The following is a 16,931-nucleotide window of genomic DNA, read 5'->3' as shown; positions in this document are numbered from 1 at the left end:
ATTGGATTGGGAGTGAGCCGATGGATCGTACTTTTTTGATGGTTAAACCGGATGGTGTACAACGTGGACTGATTGGACGTATCATCAGTCGTCTGGAAGACAAAGGCTTCAAAATGGCGGCTGGCAAGCTTGTGCAAGTATCAAGAGAACAGGCAGAACGGCATTATGCAGAGCATGTGGGCAAGCCTTTTTTTGAAGAGCTTGTAGGCTTTATCACATCAGGCCCTGTGTTTGCTATGGTATGGGAAGGGGATAACATCGTTACGCTCTCCCGCTTGTTGATTGGTAAAACACAAGTAACCGAAGCTCTTCCGGGCACAATTCGTGGAGACTTTGCAGCACATACACCGTTTAACCTCATTCATGGTTCAGATTCACCGGAGAGCGCAGAGCGCGAGATTGCAAATTTTTTCTTGCCGGAAGAATCCGTTCGGTATGAAAAAAGTGTGGCGACCTGGGTATAAGTTTAATTACGTATGAAGAAGGATGGTAGCATGACGGATATGGAACTGGGTCAGACGGACCCCGATTACACAGCGTTTATCCGCAAAATCAAGGACAGCACAGGTATTGATCTTGCACAATACAAAGAAGCACAGATGAAAAGGCGGTTAACTACGCTTCGCAACAAAAACGGGTTTCCCAGTTTTGTTTCTTTTTATGATGCCATGATGAAGGAAAAACCTCTATTCTATGAATTTCTGGATCGGATGACGATCAATGTTTCGGAATTTTGGCGAAATCCCAATCGGTGGGAAGTGCTGCGGGATACAATCTTGCCACAACTGCTTGTAGGAAAGCAGAAGCTTAAGCTGTGGAGTGCGGCCTGCTCGACTGGTGAAGAGCCTTATAGCCTGGCTATGGTTCTCGACGGTAAAGGGATTTTAGGAAATTGCTCCATTACAGCTTCCGACATTGATGATGGTGCATTGGCAAAAGCCAAGGAAGGTAAATATTTGGAGCGTTCGCTCAAGGATGTACCTGAGCAGGTAGCTAGCAAATATTTCAAGCCGGATGGTGCGATGTATCGAATTGATGACCGTTTGAAACAAGCCGTGAAATTTCAAAAGCAAAACTTGCTGCTGGATCGGTTTGAGGATGGCTATGATCTCATTATCTGTCGAAATGTAATGATTTATTTTACAGAAGAGGCCAAACATACGTTGTATCAAAAGTTTGCAGCCAGTCTTCGTCCCGGCGGTGTGTTATTTGTCGGTAGCACAGAGCAAATCTTTTCTCCTAACCAATATGGTCTGGAATCGACGGAAACCTTTTTTTATCGTAAAAAAGCATAAGCCTGCATATATCATCCAAAGTTTTGTAGGAACTTATTTATATCTTTGAGTAATTGATGGTTGGCTTATCAGCAAAGCACGTCCTTTAGCTCCTTTGGCTAAGAGGCGTGTTTTTGTTTATCTGCATACACGTGGCTTTTCTTGTCAAAGAAAGGTGCGTATACTATAATGAAGCACAGTTAAAGGTTTTAGCGATGCACAGTTTAACAGTTTAAAGGGGGAACGCGTCATGAGTTTACGTTATTTAACCGCGGGGGAAACGCATGGTCCCCAGCTAACTGCCATTGTAGAGGGTATGCCGAGCAATTTAAAATTGGATTTTGAGGAATTGAATTTTCAGCTGCACCGTCGTCAGAAAGGATATGGACGGGGTCGGCGTATGCAGATTGAAAAAGATACGGCGAAAATTGCCGGAGGCGTACGTCACGGCTATACCACGGGGGCACCGATTGCGCTGGTTGTGGAAAATAACGATTGGAAGCACTGGCAGAACATTATGAATATTGAGCCTATTGAAGGCAGTGATGAGGAAAAACGTCGGGTTCACCGACCACGTCCGGGTCATGCGGATTTGAATGGCGGAATGAAATACAACCTGAAGGATCTTCGTAACGTGCTGGAGCGCTCCAGTGCACGCGAAACAGCAATTCGTGTGGCATGCGGCGGTTTGGCCCGTCAATTGCTGGCTGAGTTCGGAATCAAGGTGGCAGGTCAGGTCATCCGCATTGGGGAAATCGAAGCTCCTTACCGTGATCTGCCGATTGATGAGCTGATTGCCGTGACAGAAGCCTCCTCGGTGAGAGTAACCGATCCAGAAACCGAAAAGAAAATGGAAGCATATATTGATCTGATCAAGCAAGAAGGTGATTCAGTCGGTGGGGTAGTGGAATGTATTGTAGAAGGTGTTCCGATTGGTCTGGGCAGTCATGTACAGTATGATCGGAAGCTGGATGCACGTATCGCACAAGGCGTCATGTCGATTAATGCATTTAAAGGCGTGGAAATCGGCATTGGCTTTGAAGCAGGAGAATTGCGCGGTTCACAGGTGCATGACGAGATCCTATATGATGAGGAACGTGGATATCACCGTCGTACCAATCGTTTGGGCGGTTTTGAGGGTGGCATGACGAATGGAATGCCAGTTGTGGTTCGTGGCGTAATGAAGCCGATTCCCACACTTTACAAACCTCTGCAAAGCGTCGACATTGATACAAAGGAAGCGTTCACTGCGCAGGTTGAGCGTTCGGATGCATGTGCAGTACCCGCGGCAAGCGTAGTTATGGAGCATGTGGTAGCTTGGGAGATTGCAAAAGCTTTACTAGAAAAATTCGGCGGGGATTCGATTGAAGAGATTCGCGCGAATATTGCATCCTACGAAGAACAACTGGAGCGGTACTAAGATGAGTACGCTGACGGTACAGCTTGGCGAACGTTCTTATCCTATTCATATCGGACGAGGGCTGTTGCATCGAGCCGGAGAGTTGTTGAAGGAACGAGGAATTGCGCAAAAAAGCCCGTTGTTGATTGTTTCTGACGAAAATGTAGCAGGATTCTACTTGGCCACATTGGAAAGCAATCTTCAGGCATCTGGCTACAAGACGGTGTCCTTTGTCGTTAAGCCAGGTGAAACCTCCAAGTCGCTGGCTGTATTTGAGCAGGTCATAACAGCAGCCATTGAGGGCGGCCTGGATCGCAATTCAGCCGTTATTGCACTTGGTGGTGGTGTGGTGGGCGATTTGGCTGGATTTGTGGCGGCTTCTTATATGAGAGGTGTCAAGTTTGTACAGATCCCCACTACGATCCTTGCCCATGACAGTAGCGTGGGCGGTAAGGTTGGTATCAATCATCCATTGGCGAAAAATATGATAGGAGCCTTCCACCAACCGGAACTTGTATTGTATGACGTAGATACGTTGTCAACATTACCTCCTCGTGAGGTATCTGCGGGGCTTGCTGAAATGATCAAGCATGGCTTGATCTGGGATGCTGATTTCGCCCAGTGGTGCCGTGACCATGCGACTGATTTACTTGCGCTGGATGCGACAGCTCTGGAGTACGGTCTGGAAAAGGGATGTTCCGTAAAAGCCGAAGTGGTGTCGCGCGATGAACGAGAAAATGATTTGCGCGCTATTCTAAACCTAGGTCATACGATTGGTCATGCGATTGAAGCCATTGCGGGATATGGTGAGTTTTTACACGGGGAAGCCATTTCTATTGGTATGGTCGGCTCCGCACTTTTGGGCGTGAAGCTGGGGGCAGATCCTTCTTTGGTAGATGAAACGAAGGATATGTTGTCTTCGCTACGGCTACCGACCTCCCTTCCGTCACATCTCGATACAGATCGGCTGCTGGACGCGATGATGCATGACAAAAAGTTCAAAGAAGGCAGCATTACTTTTGTCGTCCCACGTAGCATCGGGCACGTGGAGGTTGTGAAGGATATTTCCGTCTCTTACATCCGACAAGTTATTGAACAGTTAAAAGAGGGGGCGTAACGATGTACAATCGGGGAATTCGTGGCGCGACGACCGTAGTGAATAATGAAGAAAACGAAATTTTGGAAGCAACATGCCAACTACTGGAGGAAATTGTATCCTACAATGAAATTCAGCCGGAGGATATTAGTAACGTATGGATTACGGTGACCCATGACCTGGATACTGCCTTTCCAGCCAAGGCCATTCGTCAGCTTGATGGCTGGGATATGGTTCCGCTCATGTGTGCATTAGAAATTCCTGTGGCAGGCAGTTTACCCAAGTGCATTCGTTTGATGGTACAGGTAAACACCAATAAATCCCAGCGTGAAATTAAACATGTATATTTGAACGGAGCGCAGGCGTTAAGACCGGATCTGGCTTCCCAAGGGAAATAAGCGCCCGTTTTTAAAGTTGATGGTTGCCAAAGTAACATCCCATGAGATATAGTGTGTGTAGCAGAGTTAAGTAGAGTAGAGTTAGCCAGAGACAGAGTTGAGATGAGAAGAGTGCAGCCTTAGTCAATTCCATATGAGATTACAGAGACCGGCGGTAGCAGGTAAGCTTTTGTCTATGAAGAGATATTCTTCTACAGAGAAGCTTATTTGAGGCAACCTGCGCGGTTAGACAAAAGGGATGAGTGTATACTTATCTATTTGCTGTAGTCATTTACATATGGAGCATTCTTATAATTTCAATAACTGACAGCCTCTACCTTACCGGTAGAGGCTTTTTTATATTCTCTCCTTTGGTTCTGCGCCAATTTGGAAAGGAAGTGATCTCATGTTAACGCCGCATGTGGAGCAAGTGATAACGATGGCGAATGAATTTAACCTGATTCCTGTGTACAAAAAAGTGCTGGCTGATATGGAGACGCCGATTCGGATTTTCCGTCGGTATGCCGAGCGGGACCGTGCCTTTCTGCTAGAGAGTGTAGAGGGAGGCGAACAGTGGGCGCGACATTCATTCATCGGTACAGACCCGTTTCTAATGGTCTCGGGTAAAAAAGGACGTTTAATATTGGAACAACACGGTAAACGGCAAATATTAAACGACAAGCCGATTGAAGCGCTCAAAGCATTGCTTCGTAAATACCGTAGTCCGAAACTGAAAGAAATGCCTCCATTTACAGGCGGGGCTATCGGATTTTTTGGATATGACCTGCTTCAATATTATGAAAAGCTACCAGAGCATTCGGTAGATGATTTGAATATGGATGATATTCGTTTTATGTTCTGCGATCAAGTCATTGTTTTTGATCATGTGAAGCAGCAAATTTTGCTGGTCGGCAATGTTCATGTAGGCGAAGGGTTCCGCGATGAGGACATTCGTGCTGCTTATGCTGACGTGGAACGCAAGTTGGAGGAAACGGCACAGTATTTGCGCAAGCAGTCTCAGCCTGAGCGATTAGGATCAGCCTCCATTCCTGATGATGTGGAACTGGGTGAGATCCAATCCAATGTGACGAAGGAACAGTTTATATCAAATGTAGAGCAGGCGAAGGAGTATATCCGCTCCGGTGATATTTTTCAGGTTGTACTATCCCAGCGTTTTCACATTGATACAGAGGCTTCACCTTTACAGGTATACCGCGTGCTGCGCACGATGAACCCGTCGCCATATATGTATTATTTGAAAATGGATGACGAGATCATCGTAGGCACTTCGCCTGAGGCACTCGTCAAGGTGGAAAACGGCCGGGTAGAAACCCGTCCTATTGCAGGAACGAGACCGCGTGGGGTAACGGAGACAGAAGATGTGGCACTTGCTGAAGAACTGTTAAACGATGAAAAAGAACGTGCAGAACATCTGATGCTGGTTGATTTGGGAAGAAATGATTTGGGCCGTGTATCACAGTTTGGCACAGTCAAATGCGATACGTTCATGGAGATTGAACGCTATTCCCATGTCATGCACATTGTATCCAATGTGTCAGGTGAGCTACGGGAGGACAAAGATTTCTTCGATGCTTTCCTGTCTTGTCTGCCAGCCGGCACCGTATCGGGGGCTCCGAAGCTACGAGCCATGGAGATTATTGCTGAGTTGGAGCGGGAAGCACGCGGACCCTATGCAGGGGCGATTGGATATTTAGGCTTCTCAGGTAATATGGACGCTTGCATTACGATTCGCACGATTGTGTTTAAAAAGAACCGGGCCTATGTCCAGGCAGGCGCTGGAATTGTGTGGGACTCGGTTCCGGAAAGCGAGTATCAGGAGACGGTGAACAAAGCGAAGGCATTGCTGAAGGCAATCCGTACGGCAGAAGTGATGTTCCCGGCAACGACACAGCCCTATAACAGCGTCATCAACCAGGATTATTTGTACACTCCGTAACACACAAAAATCTGATTTTGAGGAGGAGACGACAATGGAACGACATGACATGATGCAAGTGGGGTTAAGCCGGATCATTGAGGGACAGCACCTTTCGCGTACGGAGGCCCGTAGCGTAATGGAACAGATTATGAGTGGAAGTGCTACACAGGCGCAAATTGGCGGGCTGCTGACGGCTCTTCGCCTCAAAGGGGAAACGGTAGATGAAATCACTGGTTTTGCCGAGGCTATGCGTAGCTACGCTAGTCCAGTGCAAGCTGAAGAAGGCAGCGGTCGTCTGCTGGACACATGTGGAACCGGAGGTTCAGGGATTCACAAGTTTAATATTTCCACGATATCCGCGATCATCGCAGCTTCGGTGTCTGTACGGGTAGCAAAGCATGGCAATCGTTCTGCAAGTGGCCGTGCCGGGAGTGCTGATGTCCTGGAGGCATTGGGAGTCAACATTCATTTGACGAGTGATCAGGCTAGGTCATGCCTGGACCGAATCGGCATCTGCTTTTTATTCGCACAGCTGTATCATCCGTCTATGAAGCATGCCGCCGCGCCGCGCCGCGAGCTGGGTGTGCGGACGGTATTCAATATGCTAGGTCCTTTGACGAATCCGGCTGGTGCGGATCGGCAGCTGTTGGGCATTTATGACGCCAACAAAACGGAAGTCATTGCCGAGGTATTGAAGCAGCTCGGCTCCAAACGGGCCATGGTTGTCAGTAGTCTGGATGGGCTAGATGAAATTAGTATTTCAGCTGCGACACGAGTATCCGAACTGAAGGACGGCAAGGTTCACACGTTCGAGCTTCATCCGTCGGATCTGGGCTTGCAGACGCATTCTCTTGATCAGGTGCTGGGCGGCGACGCACAGGTTAACGCAGATATCATACGACGAATTTTAAACGGAGAGCATGGAGCTTATCGGGATGTTGTGTTAGCGAATGCAGGAGCGTGCATTTATGTATCAGGTGCAGTGGCTACCTTGACGGACGGAGTAGCACGAGCGGCAGAAGCCATTGACTCGGGACTGGCAATTTCCAAGCTGGATCAATTAATACAGGCAACGGGGGAATATCAATATGTATCTTGACAAAATTGTGGTGACGAAGCGACAAGAAGTGGAGCAGCTTAAGAAGCATTTTCAAATAAGTAAAGCTGAACGATTAATTGCTGATTTACCTGCGACGAGAGGATTCGAAAATGCGATCGCGAGCAGACGCAATCGTCCGCTCGGACTGATTGCTGAGGTGAAGAAGGCTTCCCCATCCAAAGGGCTGATTCGACCGGATTTCCATCCGGTGGACATTGCACGTGCATATGAGGGAGCAGGAGCGGATTGCATTTCTGTACTGACAGATGTGACGTATTTTCAGGGGAGCCCTGAATATTTACAGCAAATTCGCGATCAGGTGAAGATTCCGCTGCTGCGAAAGGATTTTATCATTGATGAACGGCAAATATATGAAGCTCGTCTGCTGGGAGCGGATGCGGTGCTATTGATTGCCGCTATCCTGGAACCCCGTGTATTAGGGTCTTTTTTACAGATTGCCAAGGACCTCGGGCTGGACGCGTTGGTAGAGGTGCATGACAGTGAGGAGCTTAAAGCGGTGCTGGAGCTGGGGACAGCAACCTTAATTGGCGTAAATAACCGAAATCTGCGGACATTCGAGACTCGTCTCCAGACGACAGAGGAGCTGATCTCACTAATTCCTAAAGGGGTTACGTTCATCAGTGAGAGCGGAATTGCGGGACCGGAAGATGTTAATTATCTGCATTCGGTAGGTGCACACGGTATCTTGGTGGGGGAGCATCTGATGCGCAAGGAAGATGTAGGACAGGCTGTAGCCGAATTGATGGACGGGGTTAAAGCATGAACAAAACGGGTGTAAAAATTTGTGGACTTCAAAGCGTTGAAGTGCTAAAATCTATGGTAAACTTACCGGTCGATTATATAGGTTTTGTGTTTGCTGACAGTAAGCGCCGGATTGACGGCGTACAGGCTGGAAAGCTGCTTCGCGTATTAGATGAATGGACCTCAGGCAGCAGACCGCGCAGCGTGGGTGTATTTGTGAACCCTGGTGATGCACTGTTAAATGATGTGATGGAGAAAGCACCCTTGGATGTCATACAGCTGCATGGACAGGAGAGTCCGCAGCGCTGTCGGGAGATTAGGGAGCATTTTGGTATACAGGTATTCAAGGCATGGTCTGTGGACAGTCAAGGACAAACAGAACGCTCGGCGGACGAATTGGATGCCTATGTCGGGACAATTGACGCTTTATTGCTGGATACATACGATCCCCTGTATGGCGGCGGCTCCGGAAAAACGTTTGCGTGGGATCGAATTCCTGCCTATCAGGCTTGGACCCATCAATATGGAATTCCTTTGTTTGTAGCCGGCGGGTTGACTGCCGATAATGCGGAAAAGCTGGTTCATGAGTATCATCCCCATGGGCTGGATGTATCCAGCGGTGTAGAGACGAACGGAGTCAAGGACATTGCAAAAATCACAGCATTTGTGGAAAGGGTGAAGCAGGCATGACACAATTACCTGATAACAACGGACGTTTTGGAACATTTGGAGGACGTTTTGTACCGGAAACGTTGATGAACGCACTGATTGAATTGGAGGATTCCTACCGTAAGTACGCGGATGATCCCGAGTTTAAAGCAGAGTTGAACGGGCTCCTTAAGGACTATTCTGGTCGGGAAACGCCGCTTTATCATGCGGAGCGTCTGAGTCAGCATTTGGGCGGAGCTAAAATTTACTTGAAGCGCGAAGATTTAAATCATACCGGTGCCCACAAAATCAATAATGCATTAGCTCAGGGATTGCTGGCGAAGCGTATGGGGAAACAGAAGGTCATTGCTGAAACAGGCGCAGGACAGCATGGTGTCGCGACAGCGACTGTGGCTGCGTTGCTCGGATTGGAATGCAAGGTGTTTATGGGCGAAGAGGATACTGTGCGCCAGCAGCTGAACGTCTTTCGGATGCAGCTTTTGGGTGCAGAGGTCATTCCGGTGACATCAGGTACACGTACACTTAAGGATGCAGGGAATGAAGCTTTGCGTTACTGGGTCAGCCATGTCCATGATACGTTCTATATTTTGGGTTCAGCTGTCGGCCCACATCCGTATCCGATGATGGTGCGGGACTTCCAACGCGTGATTGGTGATGAAACACGTCGCCAGATCCTAGAGAAGGAAGGCAGACTTCCGGATGTCATCGTGGCAGCGATCGGTGGCGGAAGCAATGCCATCGGCATGTTTTATCCTTTTATTGAGGATCAGGGTGTCGCATTGATTGGCGTGGAGGCCGCTGGAAAAGGTGTCGAAACGGAATTCCATGCAGCTACGATGACCAAGGGAACACAAGGGGTCTTCCAAGGCTCTATGAGTTATCTGCTTCAGGATGAGTACGGACAAGTGCAACCTGCGCATTCCATCTCGGCTGGATTAGATTATCCAGGTGTTGGACCGGAGCATTCATACCTGAAAGATATTGAGCGGGCCAAGTATGTTCCGATCACGGATCAGGAAGCGCTGGACGCGCTTCAGCTCCTCTGCCGTACCGAAGGAATACTTCCTGCATTAGAGTCGGCACATGCTGTTGCGCAGGTCGTCAAGCTGGCACCTACGTTGACGGCAGATGATATTATCGTTATTTGTTTGTCTGGACGCGGGGATAAAGATGTGGACTCCATTATCAAGTATTTGGGAGGAAAACCGTCATGAATTTAATTGATCAGGCGTTTGGTCGCCTTAAAAATGAAGGCAAAACGGCATTAATCCCTTTTCTGACGGTAGGCGACCCGGATGTGGATACTACAATAGAGATCATTCGGCAGTTAGAGTCGGCCGGAGCTGACATATTGGAACTGGGTGTACCCTATTCCGACCCGCTGGCTGACGGTCCTGTAATTCAGCGCGCGTCTGAGCGTGCACTGAAACGGCAAATTTCCATTCGCACGTGCATGAAGACAGCTTCTCTGGCCAGGGCGGCAGGTTCAAGTCTGCCTTTTATTCTGTTCACGTATTATAACCCTGTATTACAGATGGGTATGGATGCTTTCTTTGCAGGCTTGCAGGAGCACGGTATCAGCGGTCTGATTATTCCGGACCTTCCGCTTGAGGAAGCGGAGGAGCTGGGAGGACGGGCCGCAGAGGTGGGTGTGCATCTGATTCCTCTGGTGGCTCCAACTTCTGAACAGCGGATCGAACGAATTGTCCGTCAGGCCCGTGGATTTGTATACTGTGTATCTTCGCTGGGTGTAACTGGGGAAAGAGCTTCCTTTTTTGAAGGTATAGAGGGCTTTATCGCGCAGGTCAAACGGCATACGGATATTCCGGTAGCGGTCGGTTTTGGGATCTCTACTCAAGAGCAGGTAGCCCGGTTTTCAAACATTTGTGATGGAGTTGTGGTCGGCAGTGCAATTGTACGTCAGGTGGAGGAGGCCATTCCATTGCTGAATGATTCTGCGCGCAGGCAAGAAGGTCTTTTGCAAATTCATAATTTTGTGGCACAATTAAAGCAGTAACTGTCAAAATAGAAAGTAATAAATATGTTTTGATTGGATAGAGGAGGTAGGGGCATGCAACCTAAACCGCATATTGTACATTTGCCAGTATATCAGCCCGGTAAACCGATTGAAGACGTAAAACGTGAGCTGGGACTCGATGAAGTCATCAAGCTCGCCTCGAATGAGAATCCGTATGGTAGCTCTCCCAAAGTGTTGCAGGCCATTCAGCAGGAGTTTGCCAACATTAGTGTATATCCTGACGGAAGTGCCGTAGCTTTGACACAGGCACTAGCTAAACGGACGAGTTTAAAAGAGGAACAGTTTATCTATGGCTGCGGATCTGACGAAATTATTGCGTTGATTACGCGTGCTTTCCTCCTTCCCGGGGAAGAAAGCATTATGGCCGATCAGACATTTTCCGTATACAAAAGTAATGTGGAAATTGAGGGAGCGGTTGCAGTTGAGGTGCCTTTGCGTGACGGTGTACATGATTTGGATGCTATGCTGTCTCACATCAATGACCGTACAAAAATTATTTGGATCTGTAATCCAAATAACCCGACGGGCACGATTGTACCTGAAGCAGAGCTAATTGCGTTTTTGGACCAAGTACCAAAGCACATCATGGTTGTTCTGGATGAAGCCTATGCCGAGTTTGTGACGGATCGCTCGTATCCCGACGGCATTCGTTTGTTGCCAGCGTATGAAAACCTGGTTGTACTACGCACCTTCTCCAAAATCTATGGGCTTGCTTCGCTGCGCATTGGTTATGGTATGGGAGCCGAGTCAATCATTCGCTTGATAAATCAGGTTCGTGAGCCGTTTAATACATCACGGGTAGCGCAGGCTGCGGCCATTGCTGCCTTGGAAGATCAGGAATTTGTTCAAGAATGCCGGGATCGTAATGCAGAGGGCAGAGCTTATTTGCAAAATGAGCTCAAGCGTCTGGGGCTGGAGTCTTTCCCGGCACATGGTAATTTTATTATGCTGGATGTACGTCGTCCATCCGGTGAGATATTCCAGGAGTTGCTTCGTAAAGGTGTGATTATTCGCGCAGGTCATCATAAATATCCGACATATATTAGGGTGTCGGTTGGATCACAGCCGCAAAATGAGTTGTTTATTCGTGTGCTGGAACAGGTCCTGGGGGCGGAAGCGGCGAAAGTACGCCTATAATTTCCGCAGATGGGATTTGATAATTGATGAAGATTGCCATTTTCGGCGTGGGACTGATTGGTGGGTCCCTCGCACTTTGTTTTAAAGGGAAGCCGGATATTACTGTTGTCGGCCATGCCCATCTCCCTGAACTGATGGAACCGATGTTAAGCCGTGGTGTCGTGGACACCGCGACTCTTTCGGTTGAAGAAGCGGCAGAGGATGCCGATTTTATTTTTTTATGCGTACCTGTGGGCTTATTGGAACATTATCTCGAACTGTTAAGCAAGCTACCGCTTAAAACGGGTTGTATTATTACTGATGTAGGCAGCACGAAATCGGCAATTGCCAAAAAAGCATCAGAAATTTCTTTGCGCAACGCTTACTTTATCGGTGGTCATCCGATGGCCGGTTCGGAGCGTTCCGGTGTAAAGGCTGCTTCCGCATTGTTATTTGAAAACGCATATTATGTGCTTTCCCCGGCAGAGGGTGTGCCTGAGGAAGCATACAGTTCACTGGAACGTTTATTAAAATATACTAGTGCTCATGTTGTGCGTGTCCAACCTGATATGCATGATGATATTGTCGGTGCGATTAGCCATCTTCCGCACATTATTGCAGCGGCGCTGGTGAATCAGGTGCGAAAGCACAATGATGAAAATCCGTTGTACCGTACATTGGCTGCGGGCGGGTTCCGTGATATTACACGGATAGCCTCTAGTGATCCGGTTGTGTGGCGGGACATCTTACTGAGCAATCGTGAAGTTTTACTAGGCCTGTTGGAAGAATGGAACGGACAGATTGAGCGTTTTACCCATTTACTGAGAATACAAGACGGTGAGGGAATCGCTGACGAGTTTTTGACAGCTGGGCACTTCCGCAGTGAACTGCCAGAGCGTCGCAAAGGAGTCATCGTCTCCACGTTCGATCTGTATATTGATGTACCGGATACCCCAGGGATTATCGGGCGAATTGCTATGGAACTGGGGAATCACAGCATTAATCTGAGCAATATGCAAATCATTGAAAGCCGGGAGGATGTCCCAGGCATCATGCGGCTTTCCTTCCGTCAAGAGCAGGATTGGGAGCGTGCCAAGACTCTGCTGGATTCGATGGGGTATAAAGTGGTGGTGTGAAGGGTGGAGAAAGTATGAGTGTTCGTTAAGGAGGTACACCGCTCCGCGATCCATTTGATCTTACGATCGCTGTTGCAGGGGGATTCTCTGGACTTTTTAAATTATCTAAAGGTAAGAATCCCCCTGCAAAGGCGAACGCTACGCTTCTCTAGATTCAAATGGATCGCTGCGCTACGGATCGCCTTAAAAGTACTATGCTTTCTGGGAGTGAAATAATAGGAAAAGTTTTAAAGCGGGTGAAGAAACTTTCGCCCGCTTTTTTGTTATTTGAAGAACAAATGAGACAATCCTTCTCACTAATTATTATTAAAGAAAACAAAAAAAGACCACCCGGGTAAAGCCCCGGGTGGTAGCTACTTTTAGTGAAGTAGCTGAGTAGGATAGGAGTGGAGAGAAACCATACTGTACTTTTATTATATGTATACGTTTTCATTTTGTCAATAATTTTTTTGAAGCGTTTTCTTTTTGTGTTTTTTTCCTTATTGATGTATTTGAATAGAACATTTTCAATGGGGTTGTCATTTAATCTTGAAAAAATTTAAAATCCCCTGAAAAGCTGTATAAATGAATCAGGTGCCAGCGTTAGGGAGGCATTGATAGAAATCGTGGGGATTTTGGACTTTTTTACTGACGGACATTTTGTGGTACAATGGGTAAGTCCATTTTGGATGTTGAATATTGTTGGGGATAGCACCGTTAATGTTGGCACTACATAGGGTAAGAAAATAACAAATGTTCCATGATGCTGTTTCATCCATTTGCGCAGAGGGCGCAACTTTTTTTGACCTGTTCGGTATATATAGACAGAATCGAACGGGAAAACAGCACATGTATGGGCGAGGAGGGTCTCACTCGGATGATGACAGATTCCCAGATGATTCAGGAAATCAAACAAGGTAATGTTGAGGTTTATTCAGAATTAATGAGGCGGCACCAACGTAAAATTTTAGCTTTTGTTTATCATATGCTGAAAAGTTCGAACCTGGAAATGATTGCTGAGGACTTGTGCTCAGAAACGTTTTATAAAGCGTATCGGAGCCTACACTCTTTTCGCGAGGTAGACGCATCGTTTTCCACTTGGTTATATACGATTGCACGCAATACGGTGCTAAGTGAGCTTCGCAAGCACCGTAGCGGTCAGGTTCCATTGGAGGAGAGCGGTTATGTACCGGTAGCTCCATCGGATGTCATTCCGGAGCAGGCCGTCCTTCGCGGTGAGAAGGTAGAGATGGTTCGTGAAGCGATCAATAGATTGCCTGAGAAGCAGCGATCTGCGCTGATTTTGCGTGAATATGAGCAATTGGATTATCAGGAGATTGCGACTATTTTAGGACAGACGGTCAGTGCGGTGAAGTCATTGCTTTTCCGGGCAAGATCCAGTGTGAAGACGCAGTTGGAGCCTTATTTTTTTGAGCCTCTCTATGAGGAAAACGAAGGGATGAGCAGCCAATGAAATCCAGGGACACTGAGGATTTGTTCGCTACAGGCAAAAATGTATCGAAACAAGACTCGGAGCGCAGACGGGCCAAAAGCTCGTCTGCTGGGTGGGAGCATGGTTCGGAAGAAAAAGAGTGGAATTTGTCAAAAGAAAATCGGTCCGATATTCGTGATATTTCCTTTGAAATAACAGATGAAAAGCTAGAGGCAATGAATCGCAGAGTCATGGATCGAATTTATGAAGAATCACCGTGGCTTGTTCCGGGCGAGCATCGACGTGCGCGTGTGAACCCAGCAGCCCGTAAGTATATGTCTGTATGGATCGCCGGCTTCTTGGCCGTATTTTTATGTAGCTTCTTGTTTTTGAACTGGAACGGAAGCTCCTCTCAGGAAAATCCCCCTCAAGCAGCTCCTGTCATGGACACAGGTATTTTACCGACAGGCCTGTTGAAAACTACAAGTACATCTCCACAATATCAATACCACATTAAAGATGTGAATAGTGGCATTATGGACCCGCTGGTTGCTAGCATTGTTCCTACTTATCCGCAATACTGGATGTTGTTGTCTGTATTGGCACTTGCGCTTGCTTTATTTTCTCTGGGCTGGATCCATCGGGCGAGAAGGGTCAGAAATTAGCAGGACAGCTGGGCTCCAATATGAATTCATAACAATGCCTGAATAACAAAACAGCGGAGGAAACGACACGATGCTTATTGGCTTGATCAGACATGGATTGACGGATTGGAATGCGGTAGGGAAAATCCAGGGTCACAGTGATATTCCCTTGAATGAGGAAGGGCGTCGGCAGGCACGCTTGCTGGCAGAACGATTAAAGGAAGAACCTTATCATTGGGACGGGCTTATTACAAGTAGTCTCTCCAGAGCGAAAGAGACTGGGGAGATTATTGCTTCTGCTCTGCATCTCCCGTTGTTAGAGCCTGATGATCGGCTAAGAGAACGTGCTTATGGTCAGGTCGAGGGCATGACCCAGGCCGAGCGTGAAGAGAAGTGGGGAGTCGACTGGCATCTGCTGGATCTAGGGCAGGAAAGCGATGCGGATCTTCAGCTTCGCGGGCTAGCTTTTATGGAAGCCATTTGGACGGAAAATCGGGGCAAGAATCTGCTGGTCGTTTCCCACGGCGGTTTTTTGGCTAATTTGTATAAGGCTCTGTATCAGGAAAAATTCACGGAACGAATCGGCAATTTGTCACTTAGTGTTCTCCAGCGTGAGGATATGGATTGGGCACCACTTTTGTATAATTGCACGAAGCATTTGCGAGAGAAAAGTGACTGTAACTCAAAAAGTTAGTGAAAGACCAAGGCTTCTACTCATTGTAGGAGTCGTGGTCTTTTTTATTTTTTAATTATAGCTTTGCAAAAAAAGAGGTTTAGAGTCTGAACAATCCGTCAAAGCTGTGGGTACAACAGGTAAGAATCAATTCCGGATGACAGTCCAGTGACGAGGCGATGGAACAATGAATCTGGCGGATATGCTGACATTTGCGGATATTGTGCATTTGAACAGAATCGCGGTGTATTACGATTGTGACTGTAAACCTAATTCCAAACATGAGTTGATCCAGGGGATTTTGACGAAGCTCGGCAGCAGTAGTTTTTTTGAGACGCAGGTCAAGGAGCTGAGGTTGTCAGAGGTAAGGTTTTTGAACGCGTTGCTGTTCGATGACCGACCGTATTTCAGCATGGAGGAATTGATTGCAATAGCCAAACAGTCTGTTGAGGAGGACGAGAATCCTGGTGAGCGGCCAAGGGATATTGTGACCCGTCTGCGTTCTAGTGGCTGGTTGTTCAACGGTTCGACGCACAATACGAGGTATTTGTTCCAAATTCCGTTGGATATGAAGGAGCGCTTTCGACGTGTTATGGTACATGACTTCCAAAACGGAATGACCCGGGTAAGCGAACCGTCGTCGTACCGGGATGAAGGGCATCTGCTGGCAGAGGATTTACGGCTTTTCCTTCAATACATGGGGCAGCATGAGGTTCCGCTAAATCCCGAGGGAGCTTGGTATCGTCGCAATCAGCAGCAGCTGATGGAACATTTGCACATTGCGGAGCCGCTTTTGGGTAAAGGAGGATGGCGTTTCGGGTATGGCTCCTCTTTTAAGTTTTATCCAGACCGAATGGCACTACTTTATGATTATGCCCGTCACTCCAAGTACATTGAGAAGAAAGGGGACCAAGTTGTGCTGACGGCAAAGGGAGAAGCGCATCAGGAGCATACAATTGAGGAAGAAATGATACAGCTATTCAGGTTTTGGTTAAGATTGTATAAAGGAGCCGTTCCTAATTTGCTGTCTCTAGTCTACTGGATTGGAGAATGTGCCAGGCCCTGGACGTCCTCAGAGTCGCTTTTTGTACATATCGGCCCACTGATTCGACCGTTTTACTATGATACGCCCCGTTCGGTCTTTGATCAGAGGATTATACGAATGATGCTTCACTTGGGTATGCTTCGTCAGGGTGAACATTCGACGGGACCATCTGTACAGATGACGGCCTGGGGGCTGAAATTGGCGGGAGAGTGCCGCATTGGGCGGAACGACTCGGGTATACGGCTCCATTGAC

The 16,931-nt window shown here is 47.6% G+C and carries 17 protein-coding genes; all 17 read left to right on the top strand.

Features of this window, described 5'->3' with window-relative positions; translation table 11 throughout:
• Window positions 1–20: 20 nt before the first annotated feature.
• The 17 genes from ndk (at window position 21) to ACWGXJ_RS14670 (ending at window position 16,930) form a co-directional block, all read left to right on the top strand.
• Entirely contained in the window at window positions 21–464 is a 444-nt protein-coding gene (ndk, locus tag ACWGXJ_RS14750; protein ID WP_061829211.1) for a nucleoside-diphosphate kinase, read from the top strand.
• Window positions 465–494: 30 nt separating this feature from the next.
• Window positions 495–1,295 carry a CheR family methyltransferase gene (locus ACWGXJ_RS14745; RefSeq protein WP_023989169.1) on the top strand — a complete coding sequence of 267 codons (801 nt, stop codon included), beginning with the start codon at window positions 495–497 and terminating at the stop codon, window positions 1,293–1,295.
• A gap of 229 nt (window positions 1,296–1,524) precedes the next feature.
• Entirely contained in the window at window positions 1,525–2,694 is a 1,170-nt protein-coding gene (aroC, locus tag ACWGXJ_RS14740; protein ID WP_452567054.1) for a chorismate synthase, read from the top strand.
• A 1-nt stretch (window position 2,695) separates the two neighbouring features.
• Window positions 2,696–3,790: a 3-dehydroquinate synthase gene (aroB, locus tag ACWGXJ_RS14735; protein ID WP_235309590.1), complete on the top strand. Its 1,095-nt coding sequence runs from the start codon at window positions 2,696–2,698 to the stop codon at window positions 3,788–3,790.
• Between the two features lie 2 nt (window positions 3,791–3,792).
• Window positions 3,793–4,167 (top strand): chorismate mutase, encoded by a 375-nt coding sequence (aroH, locus tag ACWGXJ_RS14730; protein WP_452567053.1) that lies wholly within the window; start codon window positions 3,793–3,795, stop codon window positions 4,165–4,167.
• A gap of 385 nt (window positions 4,168–4,552) precedes the next feature.
• Window positions 4,553–6,103, top strand: a complete 1,551-nt coding sequence (trpE, locus tag ACWGXJ_RS14725; protein WP_235309591.1) for an anthranilate synthase component I — start codon at window positions 4,553–4,555, stop codon at window positions 6,101–6,103.
• A 34-nt stretch (window positions 6,104–6,137) separates the two neighbouring features.
• A complete protein-coding gene (gene trpD / locus ACWGXJ_RS14720) occupies window positions 6,138–7,184 on the top strand; it encodes an anthranilate phosphoribosyltransferase (RefSeq protein WP_452567052.1) in 1,047 nt (348 codons plus the stop codon).
• Entirely contained in the window at window positions 7,174–7,968 is a 795-nt protein-coding gene (trpC, locus tag ACWGXJ_RS14715) for an indole-3-glycerol phosphate synthase TrpC (RefSeq protein ID WP_061829207.1), read from the top strand. The genes trpD and trpC overlap by 11 nt, the downstream gene beginning before the upstream one ends.
• Window positions 7,965–8,636: a phosphoribosylanthranilate isomerase gene (locus ACWGXJ_RS14710; protein ID WP_250261107.1), complete on the top strand. Its 672-nt coding sequence runs from the start codon at window positions 7,965–7,967 to the stop codon at window positions 8,634–8,636. The genes trpC and ACWGXJ_RS14710 overlap by 4 nt, the downstream gene beginning before the upstream one ends.
• Window positions 8,633–9,829, top strand: coding sequence for a tryptophan synthase subunit beta (gene trpB, locus ACWGXJ_RS14705; protein WP_452567051.1), 1,197 nt, complete (start codon window positions 8,633–8,635; stop codon window positions 9,827–9,829). The genes ACWGXJ_RS14710 and trpB overlap by 4 nt, the downstream gene beginning before the upstream one ends.
• Window positions 9,826–10,632: a tryptophan synthase subunit alpha gene (gene trpA, locus ACWGXJ_RS14700; RefSeq protein WP_250268701.1), complete on the top strand. Its 807-nt coding sequence runs from the start codon at window positions 9,826–9,828 to the stop codon at window positions 10,630–10,632. The genes trpB and trpA overlap by 4 nt, the downstream gene beginning before the upstream one ends.
• Window positions 10,633–10,686: 54 nt before the next feature.
• Entirely contained in the window at window positions 10,687–11,790 is a 1,104-nt protein-coding gene (gene hisC, locus ACWGXJ_RS14695) for a histidinol-phosphate transaminase (RefSeq protein WP_061829204.1), read from the top strand.
• A 26-nt stretch (window positions 11,791–11,816) separates the two neighbouring features.
• A complete protein-coding gene (locus ACWGXJ_RS14690; protein ID WP_069289822.1) occupies window positions 11,817–12,905 on the top strand; it encodes a prephenate dehydrogenase in 1,089 nt (362 codons plus the stop codon).
• 856 nt (window positions 12,906–13,761) lie between these two features.
• Window positions 13,762–14,358, top strand: coding sequence for an RNA polymerase sigma factor (locus ACWGXJ_RS14685; RefSeq protein ID WP_172828252.1), 597 nt, complete (start codon window positions 13,762–13,764; stop codon window positions 14,356–14,358).
• Window positions 14,355–14,981 (top strand): hypothetical protein, encoded by a 627-nt coding sequence (locus ACWGXJ_RS14680; protein ID WP_061829202.1) that lies wholly within the window; start codon window positions 14,355–14,357, stop codon window positions 14,979–14,981. The genes ACWGXJ_RS14685 and ACWGXJ_RS14680 overlap by 4 nt, the downstream gene beginning before the upstream one ends.
• 70 nt (window positions 14,982–15,051) lie before the next feature.
• Window positions 15,052–15,654: a histidine phosphatase family protein gene (locus tag ACWGXJ_RS14675; protein ID WP_452567050.1), complete on the top strand. Its 603-nt coding sequence runs from the start codon at window positions 15,052–15,054 to the stop codon at window positions 15,652–15,654.
• A gap of 166 nt (window positions 15,655–15,820) precedes the next feature.
• Entirely contained in the window at window positions 15,821–16,930 is a 1,110-nt protein-coding gene (locus tag ACWGXJ_RS14670; RefSeq protein WP_452567049.1) for a hypothetical protein, read from the top strand.
• Window position 16,931 lies beyond the last annotated feature (1 nt).

The sequence above is a fragment of the Paenibacillus sp. S33 genome, from assembly GCF_053615415.1.
This window is presented reverse-complemented; position numbering and strand designations above follow the sequence as displayed.